23 protein-coding genes are annotated in these 21,928 nt (G+C 71.8%); 13 read left to right on the plus strand and 10 right to left on the minus strand.

Annotated elements, in window-relative coordinates; genetic code table 11:
* Positions 1-198: 198 nt before the first annotated feature.
* The gene (locus CEB94_RS05535; RefSeq protein WP_175431094.1) at positions 199-882 is read left to right on the plus strand and encodes a glycerophosphodiester phosphodiesterase; all 684 of its coding nucleotides are present in this window, start codon (positions 199-201) and stop codon (positions 880-882) included.
* Positions 883-910: 28 nt separating this feature from the next.
* Here the strand turns inward: CEB94_RS05535 and CEB94_RS05540 are convergent, their stop codons facing one another.
* Complete coding sequence (locus CEB94_RS05540) at positions 911-1,450, minus strand: GNAT family N-acetyltransferase (protein WP_175431095.1); 540 nt, start codon at positions 1,448-1,450, stop codon at positions 911-913.
* A gap of 71 nt (positions 1,451-1,521) precedes the next feature.
* Between CEB94_RS05540 and CEB94_RS05545 the strand changes: the two genes are divergently transcribed.
* Positions 1,522-1,914 (plus strand): VOC family protein, encoded by a 393-nt coding sequence (locus CEB94_RS05545; RefSeq protein ID WP_175431096.1) that lies wholly within the window; start codon positions 1,522-1,524, stop codon positions 1,912-1,914.
* Here the strand turns inward: CEB94_RS05545 and CEB94_RS05550 are convergent.
* Positions 1,896-2,291 (minus strand): hypothetical protein, encoded by a 396-nt coding sequence (locus CEB94_RS05550; RefSeq protein ID WP_246111730.1) that lies wholly within the window; start codon positions 2,289-2,291, stop codon positions 1,896-1,898. The genes CEB94_RS05545 and CEB94_RS05550 overlap by 19 nt on opposite strands.
* A 184-nt stretch (positions 2,292-2,475) precedes the next feature.
* On the opposite strand from CEB94_RS05550, the gene CEB94_RS05555 reads away from it, so the two are divergent.
* Together CEB94_RS05555 and CEB94_RS05560 are read left to right on the plus strand one after the other, a co-directional pair.
* Entirely contained in the window at positions 2,476-3,237 is a 762-nt protein-coding gene (locus CEB94_RS05555) for a VOC family protein (protein ID WP_175431097.1), read from the plus strand.
* 94 nt (positions 3,238-3,331) lie between these two features.
* The gene (locus CEB94_RS05560) at positions 3,332-4,384 is read left to right on the plus strand and encodes an aldo/keto reductase (RefSeq protein ID WP_175431098.1); all 1,053 of its coding nucleotides are present in this window, start codon (positions 3,332-3,334) and stop codon (positions 4,382-4,384) included.
* Between the two features lie 11 nt (positions 4,385-4,395).
* Here CEB94_RS05560 and CEB94_RS05565 read toward each other — a convergent pair whose 3' ends face one another.
* Complete coding sequence (locus CEB94_RS05565; protein ID WP_175436902.1) at positions 4,396-4,959, minus strand: MarR family winged helix-turn-helix transcriptional regulator; 564 nt, start codon at positions 4,957-4,959, stop codon at positions 4,396-4,398.
* Between the two features lie 620 nt (positions 4,960-5,579).
* Positions 5,580-7,256 (minus strand): FUSC family protein, encoded by a 1,677-nt coding sequence (locus tag CEB94_RS05570; RefSeq protein WP_175431099.1) that lies wholly within the window; start codon positions 7,254-7,256, stop codon positions 5,580-5,582.
* Positions 7,257-7,404: 148 nt separating this feature from the next.
* Between CEB94_RS05570 and CEB94_RS05575 the strand changes: the two genes are divergently transcribed.
* From CEB94_RS05575 to CEB94_RS05595, 5 genes are all read left to right on the plus strand, one after another.
* A complete protein-coding gene (locus tag CEB94_RS05575) occupies positions 7,405-7,953 on the plus strand; it encodes a DUF5134 domain-containing protein (RefSeq protein ID WP_031139215.1) in 549 nt (182 codons plus the stop codon).
* 98 nt (positions 7,954-8,051) lie between these two features.
* The gene (locus CEB94_RS05580; protein ID WP_175431100.1) at positions 8,052-8,987 is read left to right on the plus strand and encodes a M56 family metallopeptidase; all 936 of its coding nucleotides are present in this window, start codon (positions 8,052-8,054) and stop codon (positions 8,985-8,987) included.
* Positions 8,988-9,103: 116 nt separating this feature from the next.
* Positions 9,104-9,772, plus strand: a complete 669-nt coding sequence (locus CEB94_RS05585) for a phosphatase PAP2 family protein (RefSeq protein ID WP_175431101.1) — start codon at positions 9,104-9,106, stop codon at positions 9,770-9,772.
* A gap of 121 nt (positions 9,773-9,893) precedes the next feature.
* Positions 9,894-10,583, plus strand: a complete 690-nt coding sequence (locus CEB94_RS05590) for an HAD family hydrolase (protein WP_175431102.1) — start codon at positions 9,894-9,896, stop codon at positions 10,581-10,583.
* A 198-nt stretch (positions 10,584-10,781) separates the two neighbouring features.
* Entirely contained in the window at positions 10,782-11,468 is a 687-nt protein-coding gene (locus CEB94_RS05595) for a TetR/AcrR family transcriptional regulator (RefSeq protein ID WP_175431103.1), read from the plus strand.
* On the opposite strand, the gene CEB94_RS05600 is transcribed toward CEB94_RS05595, so the two are convergent.
* The gene (locus CEB94_RS05600) at positions 11,456-12,958 is read right to left on the minus strand and encodes an LVIVD repeat-containing protein (protein ID WP_175431104.1); all 1,503 of its coding nucleotides are present in this window, start codon (positions 12,956-12,958) and stop codon (positions 11,456-11,458) included. The two genes, CEB94_RS05595 and CEB94_RS05600, sit on opposite strands and share 13 nt — an antisense overlap.
* A gap of 190 nt (positions 12,959-13,148) precedes the next feature.
* Here CEB94_RS05600 and CEB94_RS05605 point away from each other — a divergent pair, with 190 nt between their 5' ends.
* Together CEB94_RS05605 and CEB94_RS05610 are read left to right on the plus strand one after the other, a co-directional pair.
* A complete protein-coding gene (locus CEB94_RS05605) occupies positions 13,149-13,802 on the plus strand; it encodes a DUF305 domain-containing protein (protein ID WP_175431105.1) in 654 nt (217 codons plus the stop codon).
* 152 nt (positions 13,803-13,954) lie between these two features.
* A complete protein-coding gene (locus CEB94_RS05610; RefSeq protein ID WP_175431106.1) occupies positions 13,955-15,412 on the plus strand; it encodes an NF041680 family putative transposase in 1,458 nt (485 codons plus the stop codon).
* Between the two features lie 7 nt (positions 15,413-15,419).
* Here the strand turns inward: CEB94_RS05610 and CEB94_RS05615 are convergent, their stop codons facing one another.
* The 3 genes from CEB94_RS05615 to CEB94_RS05625 form a co-directional block, all read right to left on the minus strand.
* On the minus strand, positions 15,420-16,001 hold the full coding sequence (locus tag CEB94_RS05615; protein WP_175431107.1) for a uridine kinase family protein: 582 nt from the start codon (positions 15,999-16,001) through the stop codon (positions 15,420-15,422).
* Positions 16,002-16,186: 185 nt separating this feature from the next.
* Positions 16,187-16,543: a VOC family protein gene (locus CEB94_RS05620; RefSeq protein WP_246111731.1), complete on the minus strand. Its 357-nt coding sequence runs from the start codon at positions 16,541-16,543 to the stop codon at positions 16,187-16,189.
* A gap of 193 nt (positions 16,544-16,736) precedes the next feature.
* Positions 16,737-17,195, minus strand: a complete 459-nt coding sequence (locus CEB94_RS05625; RefSeq protein WP_175431108.1) for a DUF6214 family protein — start codon at positions 17,193-17,195, stop codon at positions 16,737-16,739.
* A gap of 209 nt (positions 17,196-17,404) precedes the next feature.
* Between CEB94_RS05625 and CEB94_RS05630 the strand changes: the two genes are divergently transcribed.
* On the plus strand, positions 17,405-18,748 hold the full coding sequence (locus tag CEB94_RS05630) for an FAD-dependent oxidoreductase (RefSeq protein WP_175431109.1): 1,344 nt from the start codon (positions 17,405-17,407) through the stop codon (positions 18,746-18,748).
* Positions 18,749-18,826: 78 nt separating this feature from the next.
* Here the strand turns inward: CEB94_RS05630 and CEB94_RS05635 are convergent, their stop codons facing one another.
* Positions 18,827-19,177 (minus strand): ArsR/SmtB family transcription factor, encoded by a 351-nt coding sequence (locus CEB94_RS05635; RefSeq protein ID WP_175431110.1) that lies wholly within the window; start codon positions 19,175-19,177, stop codon positions 18,827-18,829.
* Between the two features lie 117 nt (positions 19,178-19,294).
* On the opposite strand from CEB94_RS05635, the gene CEB94_RS05640 reads away from it, so the two are divergent.
* A complete protein-coding gene (locus CEB94_RS05640) occupies positions 19,295-20,374 on the plus strand; it encodes an NADH:flavin oxidoreductase/NADH oxidase (protein WP_175431111.1) in 1,080 nt (359 codons plus the stop codon).
* Between the two features lie 34 nt (positions 20,375-20,408).
* Here the strand turns inward: CEB94_RS05640 and CEB94_RS05645 are convergent, their stop codons facing one another.
* Complete coding sequence (locus CEB94_RS05645; protein ID WP_175436903.1) at positions 20,409-21,704, minus strand: extracellular catalytic domain type 1 short-chain-length polyhydroxyalkanoate depolymerase; 1,296 nt, start codon at positions 21,702-21,704, stop codon at positions 20,409-20,411.
* Between the last annotated feature and the right edge of the window lie 224 nt (positions 21,705-21,928).

Consider the following 21,928-nt stretch of genomic DNA (forward strand, 5'->3'; position numbering starts at 1 on the left):
TTCCTCCCAGCAAGGGCGAACCCGGGAAATTATCCTGCCTCACCCTGCCCTTCACCGCACTTTTTCCTGTCGGTCACGCTTCTGCCCGGATGTGCGGCGACCATGCCCTCACTCTCTGCACAGGGCGGGCCCAGGCGATACGGTCAGGGGGGCCTGTCCGGCCCCCACTGCCGCCTGTCGACGGAAGAGAGTCGCGTCTTGAACTTCCTCACCATCGGTCACCGCGGAGTCATGGGTGTGGAGCCCGAGAACACCCTCCGGTCCTTCGTCGCCGCCCAGGAGGCGGGTCTCGACGCCATCGAACTCGACCTGCATCTGAGCAAGGACGGCGCGCTCGTCGTCATGCACGACACGGATGTGGACCGCACGACCGACGGCACCGGGCCGATCGCCGAGAAGACCCTCTCCGAGCTGCGGGCCCTGGACGCGGGCCGGGGCGAGCGGGTCCCGGTCTTCGACGAGGTGCTGGAGGCCGTCCAGTCGCCGCTCCAGGCGGAGATCAAGGACGTGCAGGCGGCGCGGGCCCTGGCCGAGGTGATGAACCGGCGAGGGCTGGCAGGCCGCGTGGAGGTGTCCTCGTTCCACGACGAGGCGATCGCCGAGATCAAGCCGCTGGTGCCGGGCGTGCGCACCGCGCTGATCGCCAGCCGCTACGGCACCGACATCGTCGACCGCGCCGTGCAGGCCGGTGCCGAGACCGTCTGCCTGAACATCCGTCGGCTCACCCTGGAGATCGTGGAGCGGGCCCGCAAGGCCGACCTGAAGATCATCGGCTGGGTGGTGAACACGCAGGATCAACTGCGTCTGGTCCGGGCGTTCGGCCTGGACGGCGCGACCACCGACCACCCGGACATCAAGCGCACGGGCCGGTTCACGGCCTAGAGGCCGTGTCGCGGACACGACCTAGTGTCTACGGGAGTTCCTTCACCAGCAGTTCGAACATCAGGTCGTCGCGCTGCGGAACGCCGAAGCGCTCGTCGCCGTACGGGAACGGGGTCGTCCGTCCCGTACGGCGGTAGCCGCGCCGCTCGTACCAGGCGATGAGGTCGTCGCGGACGGAGATCACGGTCATCTGCATCTCCTTCACGCCCCAGGTTTCGCGGGCCTGCCGCTCCGCCTCCGCGATGATCACCTTGCCGAGCCCCGCGCCCTGGAGCCGGGGGCTGACGGCGAACATCCCGAAGTAGGCGTTCTCGCCCTGGTGCTCCAGCTGGCAGCAGGCGACGATCCTGCCGTCCCGCTCCACCGTCAGGAGTCGGCTGTCGGGCGCCTTGATGACCTCCAGCACACCCTCCGGGTCGGTCCGCTGCCCTTCGAGGATGTCCGCCTCGGTGGTCCACCCGGCCCGGCTGTCGTCGCCCCGGTACGCCGACTCGATCAGCGCGACCAGCTCGGCCACGTCGGCGTCCGTGGCGTCCCGGAAGGTCAGTGCGGTGGCGGCGGTCTCCATGGGCGTACGTCTCCGTTGTAGGGCGCGGCTCGGGCAGGGACGAGCGTAACGCCGCCACTAAGCTCCGCCGCATGGTGCATGTACTCAGCAGCCGGATCCTGCTCCGCCCCACCGACCCCGAGCGGTCCCGTGCCTTCTACGGTGAGCAGCTCGGCCTCGCCGTCTACCGCGAGTTCGGCACGGGAGCGGAGCGCGGCACGGTCTTCTTCATGGGCGGCGGCTTCCTCGAGGTCTCGGGCCGGTCCCAGACGCCCCCGGCGCCCGCCGTACGCCTGTGGCTGCAGGTCGACGACGTGACGGCGGCGCAGGAGGAACTGCGGGCGAAGGGCGTGGAGATCGTGCGGCCGCCGGTGAGGGAGCCCTGGGGGCTGGTCGAGATGTGGATCGCGGATCCGGACGGGACGCCGATCGTGCTGGTGGAGGTGCCGGCCGACCACCCGATGCGCTATCGGCCGGGCATCTGAGGCCGGCCGGGGCGGTGCTCCCAGCCCCGTTCGGTGGGGGTGAGTTCGCGAAAGCCCGCGCCGTGCAGAAGGTCGGTCATGGCGCTGTCGGCGGCCGATTCGTAGGCCACGAGCCGGTCCACGCCGCACAGCCTGAGCCAGTGGGCGGCCCGGGCGAGCAACCGGTGCTCCAGGCTGGTGCCGTGCTGCGCGGGGTCGATGTGCGGGTTGCCGATGTCGGCGAGGTCCGCGGCACGGGCGTGGTGTTCCGGGCGGGCCTGGGCCGTGTCGATCTCGACGAAGCCGAGGGTCTCCCCCTCGGACCGGTCCGTGAAGCGGGTGCCGCACTCCCCCAGCGTGCGCTCGCCCGTGACACCCGGCCGGGCGGGCGCGGGCATGGGGTACCTCCGGGCAGGGTGAAGGAGCCGGTGGCCGCCACGCGGTGCGGTACGGGTTGAGGGTAGGTCGGGCCCGCGGCGGCACACCAGTGGGTTTCCCCGGATGGCAGGGAGCCCGGGGGGCGGCTTAGCGTGCTGGAGGGGGACCCGGGGGCCTGCCCCCGCCGCTCGCGGAAGGAACGCCATGAAGCTCGACGCACCGGTGACCGGCGGCCCCTGCTGGACCGAGCTGGGGACCGGCGACCTGGACGCGGCCCGGCGGTTCTACACGCGGCTGTTCGGCTGGCGTCCCGAGACCGACGCGCGTCAGGAGGCCGGCGGCTACACCGTCGCGCACCTCGGGGACGCGGCCGTGGCCGCGCTCGCCCCGCTGTACCAGCCGTCGCAGCCCGTCGCCTGGAACGTGTCGTTCGCGGTGACCGACGCGGACGCCACCGCCCGCGCGGTGACCGAGGCGGGCGGGACGCTGCTGCTCGGCCCGACGGACGTGTTCGACATGGGCCGGTTCGCGGTGGCCGCCGATCCGGGCGGTGCCGTGTTCCAGCTGTGGCAGGCGGGAACCTTCCCGGGCGCCGGACTGTTCAACGCGCCCGGTTCGCTGGGCTGGGTGGAGCTGATGACGCGGGATCCGGAAGGGGCCGTGTCCTTCTACACGCGGGTGTTCGGCTGGACGGTCGCCCCGTCGGACCGCTACACCCAGTGGGGCATCGGCGGCGCGGACTTCGGCGGCATGGTGACGATGGACGACAAGTTCCCGCCCGAGGTGCCGGCGCACTGGCTGCCGTACTTCGCCGTGGCCGACGTGGACGACACGACCGCCGTCGTCCAGCGCCACGGCACGGTCCTGATGGTGCCCACCTCCGTGCCCGACGGGCCGCGCATCGCGGTGCTGCGGGACCCGCAGGGGGCGATGTTCGGTGTGTACCGGGCGGACTACGAGAGCTGAGACGACGGTGTGACGCCGGGGCGGGGCCCGGCTTGCGCTGAAGTGCGCTCCAGCTCCTAGCGTCCCCCGTACGACCTGCCCGAAGGGGACGAGAGTGCGTTACACACTGTTCGGCAAGACCGGTCTGCGCGTGAGCGAGCTGAGCCTCGGCGCGATGACCATCGGCGACGACTGGGGCTGGGGCGCCGGCAAGGAGGCCAGCGCCCGGATCGTCGACGCCTACGCGGAGGCGGGCGGCAACTTCATCGACACCGCCAACAACTACACCGACGGCAGCTCGGAACGGATCCTCGGGGAGCTGCTCGCGGGCCGGCGCGACACGTTCGTGCTGGCCAGCAAGTACACCTGCGCGATCCGCGACGGTGACGTCAACGCCGCGGGCAACCACCGCAAGAACCTGGTCCAGTCGGTGGAGGCGAGCCTTCGGCGGCTGCGCACCGACCGGCTGGACGTGCTGTGGGTGCACGCCCGGGACAACTTCACACCGGTCGAGGAGGTCATGCGGGCCCTGGACGACCTCATGCGCACCGGCAAGGTGCTGTACGTCGGTGTCTCGGACTGGCCCGCCTGGGAGATCGCCCAGGCCAACACCCTGGCGGAGCTGCGGGGCTGGACCGCGTTCGCCGGTTCGCAGCTGCGCTACAGCCTGCTGGAACGGACCCCGGAGCGCGAACTGCTCCCGCAGGCCCGGGCGTTCGACCTGGCCGTGCTGGCGTGGGCGCCGCTCGCGGCCGGGAAGCTCACCGGCAAGTACCGCAGGGGTGAGGCGGGGCGTCTTGACGCCACGGGCGGGGACACCGACCCACGTGAGGAGGCGGTGATCAGCGCCGTGCTGGAGGTCGCCGAGCAGGGCGGCTGGAGTCCGGCCCAGGTCGCCCTGGCCTGGCTGCTGGCCCGGCCGGGCAACGTGGTGCCGATCATCGCGGCGACCAAAGTAAGCCAGCTCGCCGACAATCTGGGCAGTGTCGACGTCCGCCTCGACTCGGACGCCCTCGCCCGGCTCGACGAGGTGAGCGCGGTGCCGCTCGGTTTCCCGCACGACTTCGTCCGCGAGCCGGCCATCACCCGGAACATCTACGGCGACCGCTGGACGGCGGTCGACGACCGCCGCTCCACGCATCGCCGCACGGTGCACGAGGTGCTCTGACCGGTGACCGGTCAGGCCCGCAGCACGCCGAGCCGCCCTTCCAGCTGGCTGAGCAACTCCCCGAGCAGGGCCGCGAGTTCGCCCTGCTCGGGGCCGTCCAGGCCGGAGAGCACGGCGGTCTCGTACGCGAGCTGGACGGGCAGGATGCCGTCGACGAGGTCGCGTCCGGCGTCGGTGAGACGGAGGTGGACGACCCTGCGATCACGGGCGTCGCCGCGCCGTTCGACCAGACCGCGCTCGGTCAGCTGCTTGAGGCGTTTGGTGACGGCGGCCCCCGAGGAGAAGGTCTCCCGGGCCAGCTCCCCGGGCGTCAGCTCGTGCCCGGTACGACGCAACGCACCGAGCAGATCGAACTCGGGCCGGGTGAGCCCCGCCCGGCGCAACGGAGCGTCCTCGGCCTGCTGCAGCAGAGCGGCACAGCGGTTGATCCGCCCGATGACCTCCATCGGCCCGGTATCGAGCCCGGGATGCACGACCCGCCACTGCCGAACGACGGCGGCGACGGTGTCCCCCCGGCGACCATCGGCCGGTTCGGCACCGAGGGGGGCGCTGCCGCCCGGGTCGACTCCGGCCACCGGGTCGGGAGCCGGTTCACCACCGACGGAGGGACTGCCGCCCGAGTCGACTCCGACCGCCGGGTCGGGAGCGGGGTTTTCCCCTCCGCCCGTTGCTCCGTCACCGGCCGTCCGTCCTTGCACAGGCTCACTCCCGGCCGCCTGGGCGTCGTCGGTGAGCCCCCCTCCGGACGCGCGCGCCTCCTCAGCCGAACCACCTCCGGACGCCCCCGACACCCCGGCCGCCCGCCCGCCACCCGGGTCGCCTCCGGCCGCCTGAGCACCACCGGCGAGACCCTCCCCGGACGCCCGCGCCTTCTCAGCCGAACCCCCTCCGGCCGTGCGGTCGACCCCGGCCGCCCGCACGTCGGCCGAATCGCCCGCGCCAGCCTGAGCACCACCAGCCACACCCCTTGATGTGCGTGCCCCCTCAGCCGATCCCCCTGCGACCGGCCCCGACACCCCGGCCGCCCGCCCGCCACCCGGGTCGCCTCCGGCCGCCTGAGCACCACCGGCGGGATCCCCGCCGGCCCTGCCCGCCTCCTCGGCCGATCGTCCCTCCGCCGCCGGATCTGCCTCGGCCCCCGGCTGCGGGGCCTCGCCCCCGTCGGTCCCCCTGGGCGATGGTCCTTCGGTCGGCGTCATGGCCGTGCGTCCTCCGTTTCGGTGGCCGGGTCCCGGTCCGGGAGCAGGCCCTGGCGTCGGGCCGTCGCGGCGAGCGTACGGTGTCCGCACTGTTCGGCGAGCACGACCCGCTCCTGGGGCAGGGCACGCTGCCACCATTCACCGGCGGCGGCGTCGACCGTGGCGCGCAGGTCGGCCAGGGCGGCGGCGAGGCCCCGGCGGGCGGATTCCAGGGCAACGGTGCCGGGGTCCGGCCCGGCCAGGAGGCGGGCGGCGTGCTCGCGGGCCCGGTCGGCGGCGGTCAGCGCCCGTTCGACGCGGTCGCCCGCACGCCGGTTGGTGACGGCCACGGCGGCGACGAACCCGACCAGCGCACCGACGACGGTGTCCACGACCCGCTCCGTCATCAGCTCCCCGGGCTCCTGGTATCCGGCGAACTCCGTGATGAGCAGGGCCATGGGCGTCACGCAGACGCTGCCGAGCCAGTAGTTCCGGCTGATCAGCACCTCCGCGCCGAAGCTGAACGTGAGGCAGCACAGCACGAGCGCCACGGGGCCCAGGTGCGCGAGCGGCACGACGGCAAGGAAGACGAGCACGCCGACGACGTTGCCCACCACCCGCTGGACGGCCCGGCTCCAGGTCAGCGCGATGTTCGCCTGGTAGAGCGAGGCGGCGGTGACCAGCGCCCAGTAGGGCCGGCCGATCCCGAGGGCGAGAGAGGCGTACCCGGCCAGCGCGCAGCCGAGGGCGGTCCGCACCGCGAGCGGGGTCAGCGGGCCCAGCCGTGCCCAGAGGGGCCGGGCCGCGGCCACGCCGAGCAGTTCGTCGGCGGCCGCGGCCGGAAGTCCGGCCCTTGGGACGGGTCCGGTGCCACGCAGCGAGCCCGCCCAGGCACGCAGTCGCCCCGCGTCCGCCTCAGTCGGCGCCGCGAGGGCGACCTCGGCACGGACCACGAGCCGTTCGAGGGCCCGCCGGGTCCGTGAAGGAGCACGGGTGGACAGCAGCGACTGCCAGGCGGCCTGCACAGCGGTGTAGCCCGCGACGCGGGCCCGGGCGTGGCCCGCCCCCGTGCCGCCGGTGTCGGCGTACACGGCGGCGGCCTTCAGGGCGGCGGCGGTGGCGCGGCGTTCCGGTCCGTGCGGCCGGACGAGCCCGGGCGCCATGCAGACCAGCCAGGCCCAGGCACCCGTCGCGGCGGCCAGGGCCAGATGGCCCGGCACCTGCCCGAGGGCCTGCGGCGCGAACAGGGAGGCCGAGCTGACGAAGGTGAGGACGACGTTGCCCGGCGGCCCGACCCGGGTGGCGTCGCACAGGACCTTCTGCGCGGCGGCCAGCAGCGCACCGACGGTGACAAGGACGACGGCGCTGCCGGTGAGCGAGGCCGCGACCAGGGCCACGCCGAGCCCGCCGAGCATGCCCAGCACCACCCACACCAGGACCCCGGCCCGGGCGGCGTACGGACGGTTGTGGGCGTACAGCGCGCACAGGGACCCGGCCATCGCGTACATCACGAGATCGAGCCGCCCGAGCGCCACCAGGGTGAACGCGGGCGGAGCGATCGCCGCGACCACGCTCAGCGCGGGTTTGAACCAGATCTCCGAGGGCCTTCCGAGGCGCAGCACCCCCGCCAGCGGGAGACGCCGGGCGGACGGGGAGGCGGGGACGGGGGTGGGGGTGGGGGGCGCACTGCTCATGCCGCAAGATTAACAGGTGTTTTACTCGTAAAACATCAATCCTCACCTGGCGTGCTCCGTCGAATGCTCCCCGTGTACACCCTTGCGCTCGCGTGCGCACCGCATGGCCCGGGCATCGAATGACCGACCGTCGAACGGGGAGGTGCGCGTGCACGGACCGGCTTCGTCCGGCTGGCTGCTGGTGGCGCTCTGCGCGGTGACCGGCGCCTACTGTCTGGCGCGGATGCGCAGTGGCGCCGAGGAGCAGCGCAGCGCCGCGGGCGGCGAGGCGCTGATGGGTTTCGGGATGGCCGCGATGGCCGTGCCGGCTGCGGTGTTCACGCCGCCCTCGTGGGCCTGGCCCGTCTACGCGGCGGTGTTCGGGGCGGCGGGCGTGCACGCGCTGTGGGCGGCGCGGGCCGGCGCGCACCATCTCCACCACCTGGTGGGGGCCGCGGCGATGGTCTACATGTCCGTCGTCATGGCCGGCTCCCCCGCGCACGCGCACGGCCGGGGCGGATCGGGAGTTCCGCTCCTTACCGGGGCGCTGCTGCTCTACTTCGCCGGGTACGTGCTGCTGACCGGTGTCCGCCTGGTGCCGGTCGCCGCCGTGGCCGGGGGCGGCGGCCCCGCCGGGTGGGGTGACCGGCCGGAACTGGCACGGGCCTGCCGGCTGTCCATGGGGATCGCGATGGTGGCGATGCTGCTGACGCTGTGAGGGGCACCGGCCCGGCCCGCCCAACGGATCCGTTGCCTGCGTCACTTTGACGGCACAGGTCGTACCCGTGAGCGTGGCCGCGCTCATAGGCTGCCCTCATGATGCTCACCGCCGCGCTGTTGCTGCTCGGCGCCCTGACCGCCGTGGCCGCCCCCCGGCTGCTCGCCCGGGCGGACTGGCCGGACCGGGAGCCGGTGGTGGCGCTGTGGGTGTGGCAGTGCGTGGTGGCGGCCGTGCTCGTGTGCTGCGCGCTGTCGATGACGCTCAGCGCGGCGGCGGCCTGGCACGCGGTCGGGGGGCACGTCTTCGCGACGGCGCCGACCGGGGTCGTCGAGGCCTACGCCCTGGGTACGGCGGGCCCCTGGGCGGCGACCACCGCGGTCACGCTGGCCTGCGGCGGGCTGTGGAGCGGGGCCATGCTGGCCCGCGAGATCGGCCGGGCCCGCGCCCGGCGCCGACGGCGGCGCGCCGATCTGCTGGTCCGGGCGCCGCTGCTGCCGGGCGAGGTGACCGTCTCGGGCCGGCTCGTCGTCCTGGAGAGCGAGCAGCCCGACGCCTGGTGGCAGCCCGGCACTCCCCCGCAACTGGTGGTGACCACGGCCGCGTTGCGCCGGCTGAAGGGCCGGCAGCTGGACGCCGTGCTCGCCCACGAGCAGGGCCACGCCCGGGCCCGGCACGACTGGCTGCTGAACTGCTCCTCCGCCCTGGCAGGCGGCTTTCCGCAGGTCCCGGTGTTCGCGGCGTTCCGCGACGAGATGCACCGCCTGGTCGAACTCGCCGCCGACGACACCGCGTCGCGCCGCTTCGGCCGTCTGACCACGGCCTTGGCCCTGGTCGAACTGAACGAACACCGGGGCGTGTTCGGCCCCTGTCCGACGCCGCAGGCCCATGTCCCGGCGCGGGTGCACCGGTTGCTCACTCCCCCGGACCGGCTGTCCCCGTCGCGGCGCCTGAGGCTGACGGCGGCGGCCGCGCTGGTGCCGGTGGTGCCGGTGCTGGTGGCGTTCGTACCGGGGCTGCGGGCCCTCGGGTAGCCGGGGCGTTTGGGCACGCTGCGGCGGACCCGGCATGGCCGGAGCATGTCGCCCCGGTGACGGAAGATCGCCCCCCGTACTGGATCCGGACCCCCCGGTTCGGCGAGGATCGCAGTATGCACACCTCGTCCGTCGATTCCCCGCCCCGTCCGGAGCACCGCACCACCGCCGGTCTCGCCGGTGTCCTGGCCCTGTGCTCGGCTCTGCTGCTGACCCTCGTCGCGGCGAGATGGAGCCCGCTGGTCACCGCGGACGGGGACATCGCCGCCACCACCCACCGCTGGGCGGTCGACGAGAGCGGCGTCACCCAGGCCTGCCGCATCCTGACCGACTGGGTGTGGGATCCGTGGACGATGCGTCTGCTGTGCGCGGCCGTCGTCGTGGCGCTGGTGATGCGGTTCGCGGCGCGCTGGACGGCGCTGTGGCTGGCGCTGGCCGTGGCACTGGGCACGCTGGTGCAGCAGGGCATCAAGGCCGCGGTGGACCGCCCCCGCCCCGTGTGGCCCGACCCGGTCGACTCGGCCCACTACTCGGCGTTCCCGTCGGGCCACGCCATGACCGCCACGGTGGTGTGCGGCCTGCTGCTGTGGCTCCTGCACCGGCACGGCGTCAGCCGGGCCGTGTGGCGTACGGCCCTGACCGTGGCCGTCGTCTCCGTGGCCGGGGTCGGGCTGACGCGGATCTGGCTCGGCGTGCACTGGCCGTCGGACGTGGTGGGCGGCTGGCTGCTGGGCACGACGGTGGTGACCCTGGCGGTGTGGGTGCACCGGCGATGGCAGCCCTGAACTCACGGGCACCGCAAGCCCGGTGATCTTCCTCCGCGGCACGGGCGGCCGGGATCGCCGCCCGGCCGTACAGCCGGCAGCGGGGCGACGCGGTGCCGGGGCGGCCTCGTAGGATCTCCCCATGACGGCCGTGCTGTTCGACTTCTCCGGGACCCTTTTCCGTGTCGAGTCCACCGACTCCTGGCTGCGTGGCGTCCTGGCCGGGACCGATGTCCGGCTCACCGAGGCGGAGTTGACCGCCGCGGTGCGCGCGCTGGAGGCGGTCGGGGCGCTGCCGGGCGGTGGTGATCCGGCGCGGGTACCCGAGGACCTGGCCGACACCTGGCTCGTCCGGGACCAGAGCGCCGCCCTGCACCGGGCCGCCTACACCGGCCTCGCCCGGCAGGTCCCGCTTCCCGACCCGGGGCTGCACGACGCGCTCTACGACCGGCACATGACCCCGGCCGCCTGGGCTCCGTACCCGGACGCCGTCGAGGTGCTGCGCGCGTTGCGGGAGCGGGGCATTCCCGTCGGGGTGGTCAGCAACATCGGCTGGGACCTGCGCCCGGTCTTCCGCACGCACGGTCTCGACCAGTACGTCGACACGTACGTCCTGTCGTTCGAGCACGGCATCCAGAAACCCGACCCGCGGCTGTTCGCCACCGCCTGCGAGGCGCTCGGCGCCGATCCGCGCAGGACCCTCATGGTCGGCGACGACAGGCGGGCAGACGGCGGCGCCGGCGCTCTGGGATGCGAGGTGCACTTCGTGGACCATCTGCCGGCGGCCGACCGGCCGGACGGGCTGCGGCCGGTCCTGGATCTGGTGAGCTGAGCCGGCACACGGTCCTTGTGGAGGACGGCCCGACGTATCAAGTAGCCCCAGGCCACCTTTCGAGCCGTCCGCTCGCCCGCCTCGGACGATCCCCCGCGTCGCCCGAGGCAGACGGCATCACCGGACCAGACCTGACAGGCCTTGGCCGGACGCTCTGAGTATAGTTGGCTGGCAGCCAGTCAACACAGGAGTTACAGCATGTCTCCGCGGAGCGCCTCGGTCAATGAAGAGTTGCGGCGGCGCTCCCGGGAGCGGCTCCTGCAGGCCGCGGTCGAGCTGGTGGGCGAGCGCGGCTACGACGCGACCACCCTCGGCGACATCGCGGACCGAGCTGGTTCGGCCCGCGGTCTGGTGTCGTACTACTTCCCCGGCAAGCGCCAGCTGGTGCAGTCCGCCGTGCACCGGCTGATGCACCGCACGCTGGAGGAGGCACTGGAGCGCGAGCCGCGCACCGAGAACGGCCGGGAGCGGATGGCCCGGGCCATCGACGCGATCCTGGGCCTGGCCAGGGACCGGCCCGTGCTGATGCGCCAGCACATGGCGGGGATCCTGCAGGCCGAGGGCTTCATGCAGTGCCCGGAGCAGCGGCGGCTGGCCGAGCTGCTGCGGGACACCATGTCCCGGCACGGCTCGCGGGACGTCGACAGCGACTACCCGATGATGCGCGCCCTGCTGATGGGCGCCGTGTACGCGGCCCTGGTGCCCGGCGTACCGATGCCGGTGCCGGTGCTGCGGGCCGAGCTGTTCAAGCGTTACCGGCTCGACTGGGAGTCGGGTGTCCCGCCGGAGACCGGGGTCTCCGGCGGGAGGGGCGACAGCGATCTGTCGCGGTTCTTCGCTACCGGGGCCGCACCGGAGTGCGGTCCGCCGGATCAGTCGAAGTAGTCCGGCTGCGTCTGCACGTTGAGCTCACGCTGGTGGACCCGGCGGGCCGGGTCCGTGCGCCGGTCGTCGATCTTCAGGACGTCGAAGCCCCGGGCGTACTCGTTCGAGTAGATGTAGCCGTTGTAGTAGTACGCCGACCACGAACCGCCCGACTTGATCGTGTCGGTGGTCAGCGGGCCGCGGTCGAAGTAGGCGATCTCCTTCGGTTTGGCCGAGTCGGTGAAGTCCCAGACGGAGACGCCGCCCTGATACCAGGCCTGGACCATGATGTCCTTGCCCTTGACCGGGATCAGCGAGCCGTTGTGGGCGACGCAGTTCTCGGTGTCCGCCTGGTGGCGGGGGATCTTGAAGTAGCTGCGGAAGACGAGCTTGCGCTTGTCGCCCTTGCCGACGATGTCGTAGATGCCGTCGGCACCACGGTCCGGGCCGGTCTCGGCGTTGCAGGTGGCCGCGCCGCCGCCGCCCAACTCGTCGGTGTAGACGACCTTGTTCGCCTTCTGGTTGAAGGTCGCCGAGTGCCAGAACGCGAAGTTGACGTTGTCCTGCACGCGGTCGATGACCTTCGGGCGTTCCGGGTCCTTGATGGAGAACAGGATGCCGTCGCCCATGCAGGCGCCCGCGGCCAGGTCCTTCGACGGCAGCACGGTGATGTCGTGGCAGCCGGTGGTCTTGGAGACGCCCGGGTTGGTGGGTCCGCCCGGGTTGCCGCCGCCGTCCGGCCCCTCACCGGGGAACAGCACGGGGAAGCCCACGACCTTCGCCCTCTCGGGCGCGCCGCGCGGCACCTTGATGACGGAGATGCCGTCGTGCGGCGGCCGGCAGTCGGGGTAGGCGGCGTTCGGCGAGTACGAGGAGACGTACACGTACACGTTGCGGCGCTCGGGCACCAGCGTGTGGGTGTGCGAGCCGCAGGCGGTCTCGACGGCGGCGACGTACCTCGGGTTGCGCTTGTCGCTGATGTCGAAGACCTTCATGCCCTCCCACGAGGACTTCTCGGTCGCCGGCTGGGTGGTGCTGGAGCAACTGCTGTCGCTGCGCGAGGAGTCGGTGGACAGGAACAGCAGGTTGCCGGAGACGGAGATGTCGTTCTGCGAGCCGGGGCACAGCACCTGGGCGACGGTCTTCGGCACCTTGGGGTTGCTGATGTCGAAGATGCGGAAACCGTCGTAGTTGCCCGCGAACGCGTACCTGCCCTGGAAGGCGAGGTCCGAGTTCGTGCCCTGCAGCACGTCCTTGGGGACGTGGGCCAGGTGCTTGATGTTGTCGGAGTGGACGATCTCGTCCTGGCCGGGTATCTCGCCGCTCTGGATGGCCTCGCGGACCTCGGCCTGGGCGCTCTTGGAGACCTTCTTCGGCGCGGGCGGCGCATCCCCCGGGTCGGGGGTGGCCCCTGCCGGTGCCGCTGTGAGGAGCGCGGCCAGCAGCCCACCGGCGGCAGCCACAACTCCCAAGCGTCTGCGGCGTGTTCTGCGGTCGTTCAACAGGATCACTGTTTTCCTCCCTGGTTCCGTTCACTGCGGAACGGTTCACGCACCACGCAGTATCGTCTTCGCCATGCTCATACCAACAGAGGGCAACAGAATCGCAATGAAGTTTTCCGATCAATGACCCGCGGAAGCGTGCCAGTACGTCGTCCACAACACGAGGTGTGTTCCAACCCACCTGCCACAGGAGGTCGTTGTGCTCTTCCGCCGTGCGTCTCGGGCGTGTGCCGTCACGACGGGGCTGGTCGCCCTGGCCGTGCTCACGGCCGGGGGCTGTGACTCAGGTCCGGACCGCAAGCCCGCCGCGGCGGACGGGCCCGCCGTGATCGCGCCGGGTGAGCCAGGCGAGGCGAACCGCACCCTGTCCGCCGAGGAAGCCGCCGACCAGCGCTCGGAGAACGACTCCCCCAACTCGGCCGACGTCTCCTACGTCCGCATGATGATCGAGCACCACGCCCAGGCCCTGGTGATGACCGACCTCGCTCCGGGGCGCGCGGAGTCCAAGGACGTGAAGCGGATCGCCGAACGCATCGCGGCCGGCCAGAAGCCCGAGATCGAGGCCATGAAGGGCTGGCTGAAGTCGTACGGCAAGCCACTGAAGGCCGAGCGGCACGAGCACGCCACGATGCCCGGCATGGCCACGCGGGCCCAGCTGAAGAAGCTCCGCGCGGCCGACGGAAAGGCCTTCGACCACCTCTTCTTGACCCTGATGACGACCCATCACCAGGGCGCGATCACCATGGCCACGGACGCGAAGGGGCAGGGCAACAACATTCGCGTGGAGGAGATGGCCGACGAGGTGATCGCACAGCAGACGAGCGAGATCACACGGATGCGGAACATGCTCTGAGCTTGTTCTTTTTCTTCCGGCCTCGAACGGTGTCCCGAACTTGATCGCTCAGGAGGGGGTTCGGCGGACGTAGGGGCGGTTTTGGCGTGATCCTTCGTGCTGACCAGAGCGCGAGTTTCACCACGTCACGAGACGTTCCAAAGCCGCCAGGGGTGAGTCTGCTGCATCACGATGTCCGCCAGGAAGCGTTCGCGGAAGCGTCACGCTTCCGGGGAGAGTTCTACGAGTGTCTCACCGCCCGGCGGGATGAGTTGTTCGAGCTCGCCGACGCACTGCTGTGTGTCGACGGGCCGGTCACCTCACCGGTGGAGTTGACGCTGATACCTGAGCACCCGCGTGGTCACGGCGCGTTGTACGGAGCTCTCAATCGCGGCCGGATCGATGTCGACAGGTTGCGGGCCCTGCTGGCCGACATGCCCTTACCGCGTTTCGACGGTGGCCGCCTGGTGCTCGCGGTCGACGTATCACCGTGGCTGCGCTCGGACGCGCCGTGCTCGGCGGACCGGTTGTTCTGCCATGTCTACGGGCGGGCGAAGTCCGCGTCGCAGTTCATCCCGGGCTGGCCGTACTCCTTCGTCGCGGTCCTGGAACCCGGGGCCACCTCGTGGACAGGGATCCTGGACGTGGTGCGGCTCGGACCCGAGGACGACGCGACCGCCATCACGGCCGCCCAGCTGAAGGCCGTGGTCGAGCGGCTCATCGCAGCCGGCCAGTGGACGTCTGGCGACTCGGACATCACCATCGTCATGGACGCCGGCTACGACGTCACCCGCCTGGCCTGGGTCCTGCGGGATCTGCCCGTCGAGCTGGTCGGGCGGATCCGCGGGGACCGGGTGATGCGCTGTCCGGCGCCCTCACGCGAGGAGTTCCATCGCGCCCATCCCCGCGGCGGCCACCCGCCCAAGCACGGGCCGGTGTTCCGCTTCAAAAAGCCCGAGACCTGGCCCAAACCGGCGATCACCACGGCCACCGACACCACCCACTACGGAAATGCCGAAGCACAGGCGTGGGACCGGGTCCACCCGCGACTGACCCACCGCTCGGCCTGGCTGGAGCACGACGGAGAACTCCCCATCGTCGAAGGCACCCTGGTCCGCCTCAAGGTCGAACACCTCTCCAAGGACCGGGAGGCACCGCCGGTATGGCTGTGGTCCTCGAAGACCGGAGCCGCCCCGCCCGACGTAGACCGCTGCTGGCAGGTGTTCTTGCGCCGCTTCGATCTTGAGCACACCTTCAGGTTCGTAAAACAAACGCTCGGCTGGACCACCCCGAAGATCCGTACGCCCGAGGCGGCGGACCGCTGGACCTGGCTCCTGGTCATCGCCCATACCCAGCTCCGTCTCACCCGGCTGCTCGCCGCCGACCTCCGCCGCCCCTGGGAGAAGCCGACCACGCCCGAACGCATCACCCCGGCCCGGGTCCGCCGGGGGTTCCGAAACATCCAGGCTCACCTGCTCTGCCCCGCCCGTGTTCCCCAACCTCGTGGCGCCGGGCCCGGACGGCCGCCCGGAAGCAAGAACCGGCGCCCCGCACCCCGCTACGACGTCGGTAAGACCGTCAAACGCCCCGAGACCCTCAAGGCCATCGGCAGACCCGGTAGATCCTGGTAGTTGCGGATCAGTGCCCGGGGACCACCAGGTGGGCCCGTTCCCGAGGGCGGGTCACGGACAGGTAGTGCTCTTCGGCCAGGCGCCAGCGGGATTCCCAATCGATCGGGCCGTGGTCATGGCCGCGTTCGCGAAGTCGCCTCAGGGTTTCCTCGCGGGGGGTGTCGACGTAGACCATCAGGTCGTAGTAGTCGGCGAGTTCGGGCCGGGCGGTGTACACCCCCTCGACGACGACGATGCCGCAGGGGGAGACGGTGTGGGTCTCGTCTGGCGCCAGGGTCCCGGTCTCCCAGTCGTAGCGTCGGTAGGCGGCATCACGGCCGGCGGCGAGCGGGGCGAGTACCTCGTCACGGAGTCGCTGCCAGTCGAAGTAGCGGTGGTAGCCCTGCACAGGATCCAGACTGGCGCGCTCCTCCGCATGCATGGGGCGGTAGAAGTCGTCACCGTGCACCACCACGGCGCCGCGCAACTCGGCGAGGGCTTCCGCCATGGTCGATTTCCCGGAACCTCCCATGCCGTCGAGCGCGACCAGCGCGAACCCCTCGCGGCTCCGGGCGTCGACTGCGGCGGCAAGCATCGAGATCATCGTCATGACGGCATTCTCCCGAGACAACCGGCCACATCACGAGGAACTAGATAAAGAACAAGCTGAGCTTGTCGTTCACACGTCCCGGTCCGAAAACGAACTCGAACTCGGTCGCCCACCTGGGCGTTTGCCGGACATGCCGGAAGGGAACCAAACCACGACGCGCGGGGTGAACCCCGAGGCCCCTGCTGTCAGCTCTCGTCGATCACAGGCATCGGGCCTCCGCCGCTGTGCCACTTCTGAAGGAAGCTCGCTTGCCGTGCCACATCCCCCAGCTCGACGCGGCCGCCGATGCTGTCCAAGCGGTGGTAGGCGAAGGGTCGGCCATAGGGGCAGCCGGAGAAGTCGGCGGCGAAACCATCATCCTCCAGCCGCTCAGAACCTCGCTCCACAGAGCTGGTCCAGTAGCCCAGATGGTCGAACCGAGCTCCTTGCGACGCATCCCAAGGGCACCCGGCAGGCCCTTCGATCAGCTCTATGAACGGTGGTCCGCCGCGGGTGAAGGTGATGCGGTAATCCCTCGCCAAGCCGATCATCTGCAGGAGCACTCCAGTCGGCTCCCACGGACCTCCCGAGATCCTCCATAGCCCTCTCGATGTCCGGCACGACGAAGCACACATGGTAGAAGGCAGTCAGCAACTCATGATCGCGTGGATACCGAAGTGGTGTCTGCTGGTTTCATGGCCGCCGGGACGTTGAACGACAAGCTGAGCACGCCCGGCGGCGGGACCTTCGTCGCGTTCAGCGCCGGGCGCGGCGCGGTGACAGCAGGCCCGCCTCCCGGGCCTGGCCGATCAGCCTGAGGGACGTGCGGCGGCTGTGCCCGGTCGCGCCCATCACGGCGAGGACCGGGTCGGCACCGTCCTGCTGGGCCGCACGGTACTCCTGCGCCACCAGCCGCCGCCCCTCCGCCCCGCGCGGCCAGGCCGGCCGGGCTCGGCGCCCCTGCCCCCCGCAGGCGCCGGGCCCGGGCCCGGCATCGCACGCCTCGGCCACCGACTCCTCGATCCAGTCGGCGAGCACGGCCAAATCGTCGAGGGACAGCGCGGGCTGAGCCCGCACCTCCTCGACGCAGACGCATCCGCCGCCCACGACGGCCAGCGCGTCGACCCGGGCGCCGTCCGCGAAAGCCAGCCGGAACTCGAACCACCGCGTGGCGCCCTCGTTCTCCCGCACTTCCCAGGCGAAGCGCACGGACACCGCACCGTCCGCCGGAGAGCGATCAGAAAGATTCAGAAAGGATGCTTCCAGCACACACTGAACGTAACCGCATGATTACATTCCCTACAGATCGGACACGCGCCGCGAGTGGAGCACAGCACCCTGTCAGCGGAGCCCGGCCGGTGCGATGCTGGAGGCGTCAGCGCTCTCCTGGGATCCGCCGGATCCCCCGGGTAAGGAGTTCCGCCGTGCTGCGAGTCGCCGTCGTAGGCTCCGGGCCAAGCGGGTGCTACACCGCCCAGAGCCTCGTCCAGCTGGACTCCGAGGTGCGCGTCGACGTCCTGGACCGGCTGCCCTGCCCGTACGGCCTCGTCCGCTACGGCGTGGCACCGGACCACGAGAAGATCAAGTCGCTGCAGAACAACCTGCGCGCCGTCCTGGAGCACGAGCGGGTCCGGTTCCTCGGCGGCGTGCAGATCGGCCCCGGGGGAGTGAGCGTCGCGCGGCTGCGGGAGCTGTACCACGCGATGGTGTACTGCGTGGGCGCCGCCACCGACCGGCGGCTGGGCATCCCCGGGGAGGACCTGCCGGGGAGCTGGTCGGCGACACGGTTCGTGTCCTGGTACAGCGCCCACCCGGACGCCGTGGACGCCGGTTTCCTGCGGGACGCCCGGTCGGCCGTGGTCATCGGCGTGGGGAACGTCGCCGTGGACGTCACGCGGATGCTGGCCCGGGGGCTGGCCGAGCTCACCCCGACCGACATGCCGCAGGCGGCCCTGACCACCCTGGCGGACAGCCGGGTGACGGAGATCCACATGGTGGGCCGGCGCGGCCCGTCCCAGGCCCGGTTCACCACCAAGGAGCTGCGCGAACTGGGCACCCTGCCGGAGACCGACGTCGTCGTGGACCCGGCGGAGCTGGCCATGGATCCGGGGTACACGGACCCGTCCGCACTGCCCGCCCAGCAGCGCCGCAACGTGGAGGTCCTGCGCGGCTGGGCCGGGACACCCCCGCGAGGCGCCCCGCGCCGCATCCACCTCCGCTTCTTCCTCCGCCCGGCCGAACTGCTCGCCGAGCAGGGCCACGTGGGCGCGGCGCGGTTCGAGCGGACGGCCCCGGACGGCCACGGCGGTGTGACGGGCACGGGCCACCATGAGGTCATCGAGGGACAGCTGGTCCTGCGCTCGGTGGGCTACCGCGGAGTCCCCCTGGAGGGCCTTCCGTTCGACCCGGCCACCGGCACCGTCCCGAACCTGTCCGGCCGCGTCCTGCGCGAGGGCGTCGTGACCCCGGGCGAGTACGTGGCGGGCTGGATCAAGCGCGGCCCCACCGGCGTCATCGGCACGAATCGCCCCTGCGCGAAGGAGACGGCGACGGCGCTCCTGGAGGACGCGCCCGCGCTCGCCCTGCGGGCCGTCCGCGACGACCCGCTCCCGGCCCTGCGCGCCGCGGGAACCGACCCGGTCGAATGGCAGGGCTGGCAGTCGATCGAGCGAGCGGAGGCGGACCTGGGAGCATCACTGGGCCGCGGAGTGGTCAAACTCCCGGACTGGCAGTCCCTGTTGCGGGCAGCGGCGGCCAAGGCCCGTTGAGGAGCGCGAGGCTGTGTCCCTGGCGGCTCCGCCGCGCGGGCGCGACAAGCCACGGCCCTCTCCGCGGTCACGAACGCGTCAGTCACCCAGACGGACGGCCTGCCGGACCGCCGCGTCGAGCAGCGCACCCATCAGCCCCGGGAACAAAGCGTCGAGCTCATCCCGCCGCAGCCCGTTCATCTTGGCCGTCCCCCGGTACACCTGCCGGATCACCCCGCTCTCCCGCAGCACCCGGAAATGGTGCGTGGTGGTCGACTTGGTGACGGGCAGCTCGAAGTCCGAGCACGACAACTCATCCCTCGCACCGGCGAGTTCCCGCACGATCCGCAACCGCATCGGATCGGAGAGCGCGTGCAGCACCCCCTCCAGCCGGATCTCGTCACGCGTGGGATGCGGCAGGTCACGACTGCTGACGGCGGGGGACGTCACGGCGACTCCACTTCCTCGGGGTCTCCATAGTACGAGAACCTTCGTAGTTTGACATCCACCGTACTACGATGCCTATCGTACGAGTCGACATCGGCCCCGTGACGAATGGAGTCCGCCGTGACCTCGCTCTTCGAGCCCTGCACCCTGCGCGAGCTGACGATCCCGAACCGCGTGTGGATGCCTCCGATGTGCCAGTACTCGGCGGCGCCGGAGGGCCCGGAGACCGGGGCACCCACCGACTGGCACTTCGCGCACTACGCCGCCCGCGCCACCGGCGGCACGGGCCTGATCATCGTCGAGGCCACCGCGGTGTCCCCGCAGGGCCGCATCTCCCCCTACGACCTCGGCATCTGGAACGACACGCAGGTCGAGGCGTTCCGCCGCATCACCCGCTTCCTCACCACGCAGGGCACGGTGCCGGCGATCCAGCTGGCCCACGCCGGCCGCAAGGCGTCGACGGACCGCCCCTGGAAGGGCGGCGCGCCGGTCGGCCCGGACGCCCACGGCTGGGGCGCGGTCGCCCCGAGCCCGCTCGCGTTCGACGACGAGCACCCGGCCCCCACCGAGCTGACCGCCGATCAGATCAAGGACGTGGTCGGGCAGTTCGCGGCGGCCGCCCGCCGTGCGCTCGCCGCCGGTTTCGAGGTCGCCGAGATCCACGGCGCCCACGGCTACCTGATCAACGAGTTCCTCTCCCCGCACTCCAACCACCGCACCGACGCCTACGGCGGCTCGTACGAGAACCGCACCCGCTTCGCCCTCGAAGTCGTCGACGCCGTACGGGAGGTCTGGCCGGACGACAAGCCGCTGTTCTTCCGTATCTCGGCGACCGAATGGCTCGAGGAGGGCGGCTGGACCGCGGACGACACGGTCCGTTTCGCCGCCGACCTGCGGGTCCACGGCATCGACCTGCTGGACGTCTCCACCGGCGGCAACGCCTCCGGCGTCCGCATCCCCACCGGTCCCGGCTACCAGGTGCCCTTCGCCGCCCGGGTGAAGAACGAGACCGGTCTGCCGGTCGCGGCGGTCGGGCTCATCACCGACGTCGAGCAGGCCGAGAAGATCCTGGCCAACGGCGAGGCGGACGCGGTCCTGCTGGGCCGCGAGCTCCTGCGCAACCCCTCGTGGGCGCGGCACGCGGCGCGGGAACTCGGCGGCGATGTGCGGGTGCCGGACCAGTACCACCGGTCGGTCTGATCCGGCCTTCCGGTCCGGCACACGCAGAGCCACGTCAACCGGCCGCGCACGCCGTCCCGTTGAGGGTGAACGCGGCCGGAGCGGCGCTGTTGCCGCCGTGACCTGCCTGGTAGCCGATGCTCACGCTCGCTCCCGGCGCGATGGTGCCGTTGTACGAGACGTTGGTGGCGGTGACCGCCCCGGAGGACGGCGTGTACGTGGCGCCCCAGCCGCCCGTGACCGTCTGCCCCGCGGGCAGCGTGAAGCCGAGTTTCCAGCCGTTGACGGTCGTCGTGCCGGTGTTGGTCAGGGTCACGGTGGCGGTCAGGCCGGTGTTCCAGGCGTTGACCGAGGCCGTCACCTTGCAGGCGCCGGGCTGGGGCTGGGGAGCCGGGCCGGAGCTGTCCAGGCCGAAGAAGGTGAGCACGCGGGACGCCATGCCCTGGGCGTACAGGTTGTGGCCGACGCCCTGGAGGCTGATGGCCTCCACGGGGGCCCGGTCACCCGTGCCGCCGTAGCGGGTGCGGATCCAGCCGGACTGGGGCGTGTCGGTGGTGGCGGGCGTCTGGCTCACGCCCTGCACGTTCGTCCACTGCTTGATCTGCTCCCCGAAGTTGGGGTAGCGCAGGACGTCGTCCTGGGTGCCGTGCCAGATCTGCATCCGGGGGCGGGGACCGGTGTAGCCGGGGTACGCACCCCGGGCGAGGTCGCCCCACTCCTTCGGGGTGCGGGTGACCGTGCCGCCCGAGCAGGCGCTGTTCCACTCGGAGCCGTCGGTGGTGGCGAAGCAGCCGAACGGGACGCCCGAGAAGGCGGCACCCGCCGCGAACACGTCCGGGTAGTCCCCGAGCAGGACGTTCGTCATCATCGCGCCGGAGGAGATGCCGGTGGCGAAGATCCGGCCGGTGTCGGCGTCGTAGGTGCGGGTGGTCCAGTCGATCATCGACTTGATGCCGACGGGGTCGCTGCCGCCGTCGCGGCGCAGGGCCTGGGGCGAGGAGACGTCGAAGCACTTGCTGCTGCGGGTGACGGACGGGTAGAGCACGATGAATCCGTACCGGTCGGCGAGCGTGTCGTACTCGGTGCCGTTGTACATGTCCGGGCCCGAGCCGGTGCACCAGTGCACGGCCACCACCACGGCCGGCTTCGGTGTGACGCTCTCCGGTACATACACGTACATCCGCAGGTTGCTGGGGTTCGCACCGAAGTCCGTGACCTCGGTGAGGGCCGCGGCGGGTACGGCCGCCGGGCGCTTGGAATCACGGGCGGGCTCGCCCGCGGCGGCCGCCGGTGCGGTGAGCGCGGGGGCCGCGAGCAGCGCCAGCAGCGCGGCGACGAGCGCGAGGAGCATCGACCGCAGGGGTCTCCTCGTCGCGGCGTGGGGGGTGGCAGACACGTCCGGGTTCCTTCCGTTGTGAGGTGCGGCGCGCAGGACGTCGTACGGGCGCTTCAGCAGGAGGAGTCGGTCCGGGTCGACAGCGCGAGCCGCCACGGCGACCGGTGGTGCTCGCCGCGGGGTTGGCCCCTGTCCGGGTTCGCGTCGAGGAACGTCCGCGAGGCCGGGGCGGCCTCGGA

The organism is Streptomyces hawaiiensis (assembly GCF_004803895.1).
Lineage (GTDB): Bacteria > Actinomycetota > Actinomycetes > Streptomycetales > Streptomycetaceae > Streptomyces > Streptomyces hawaiiensis.

What these genes read in the sequence shown, in the direction of transcription:
- CEB94_RS05540 (WP_175431095.1), bottom strand. Translation starts at nt 1,450, where the DNA reads ATGGAGACCGCCGCCACCGCACTGACCTTCCGGGACGCCACGGACGCC.
- CEB94_RS05545 (WP_175431096.1), top strand. Translation starts at nt 1,522, where the DNA reads ATGGTGCATGTACTCAGCAGCCGGATCCTGCTCCGCCCCACCGACCCC.
- CEB94_RS05550 (WP_246111730.1), bottom strand. Translation starts at nt 2,291, where the DNA reads ATGCCCGCGCCCGCCCGGCCGGGTGTCACGGGCGAGCGCACGCTGGGG.
- CEB94_RS05555 (WP_175431097.1), top strand. Translation starts at nt 2,476, where the DNA reads ATGAAGCTCGACGCACCGGTGACCGGCGGCCCCTGCTGGACCGAGCTG.
- CEB94_RS05570 (WP_175431099.1), bottom strand. Translation starts at nt 7,256, where the DNA reads ATGAGCAGTGCGCCCCCCACCCCCACCCCCGTCCCCGCCTCCCCGTCC.
- CEB94_RS05580 (WP_175431100.1), top strand. Translation starts at nt 8,052, where the DNA reads ATGATGCTCACCGCCGCGCTGTTGCTGCTCGGCGCCCTGACCGCCGTG.
- CEB94_RS05585 (WP_175431101.1), top strand. Translation starts at nt 9,104, where the DNA reads ATGCACACCTCGTCCGTCGATTCCCCGCCCCGTCCGGAGCACCGCACC.
- CEB94_RS05590 (WP_175431102.1), top strand. Translation starts at nt 9,894, where the DNA reads ATGACGGCCGTGCTGTTCGACTTCTCCGGGACCCTTTTCCGTGTCGAG.
- CEB94_RS05595 (WP_175431103.1), top strand. Translation starts at nt 10,782, where the DNA reads ATGTCTCCGCGGAGCGCCTCGGTCAATGAAGAGTTGCGGCGGCGCTCC.
- CEB94_RS05615 (WP_175431107.1), bottom strand. Translation starts at nt 16,001, where the DNA reads ATGACGATGATCTCGATGCTTGCCGCCGCAGTCGACGCCCGGAGCCGC.
- CEB94_RS05645 (WP_175436903.1), bottom strand. Translation starts at nt 21,704, where the DNA reads ATGCTCCTCGCGCTCGTCGCCGCGCTGCTGGCGCTGCTCGCGGCCCCC.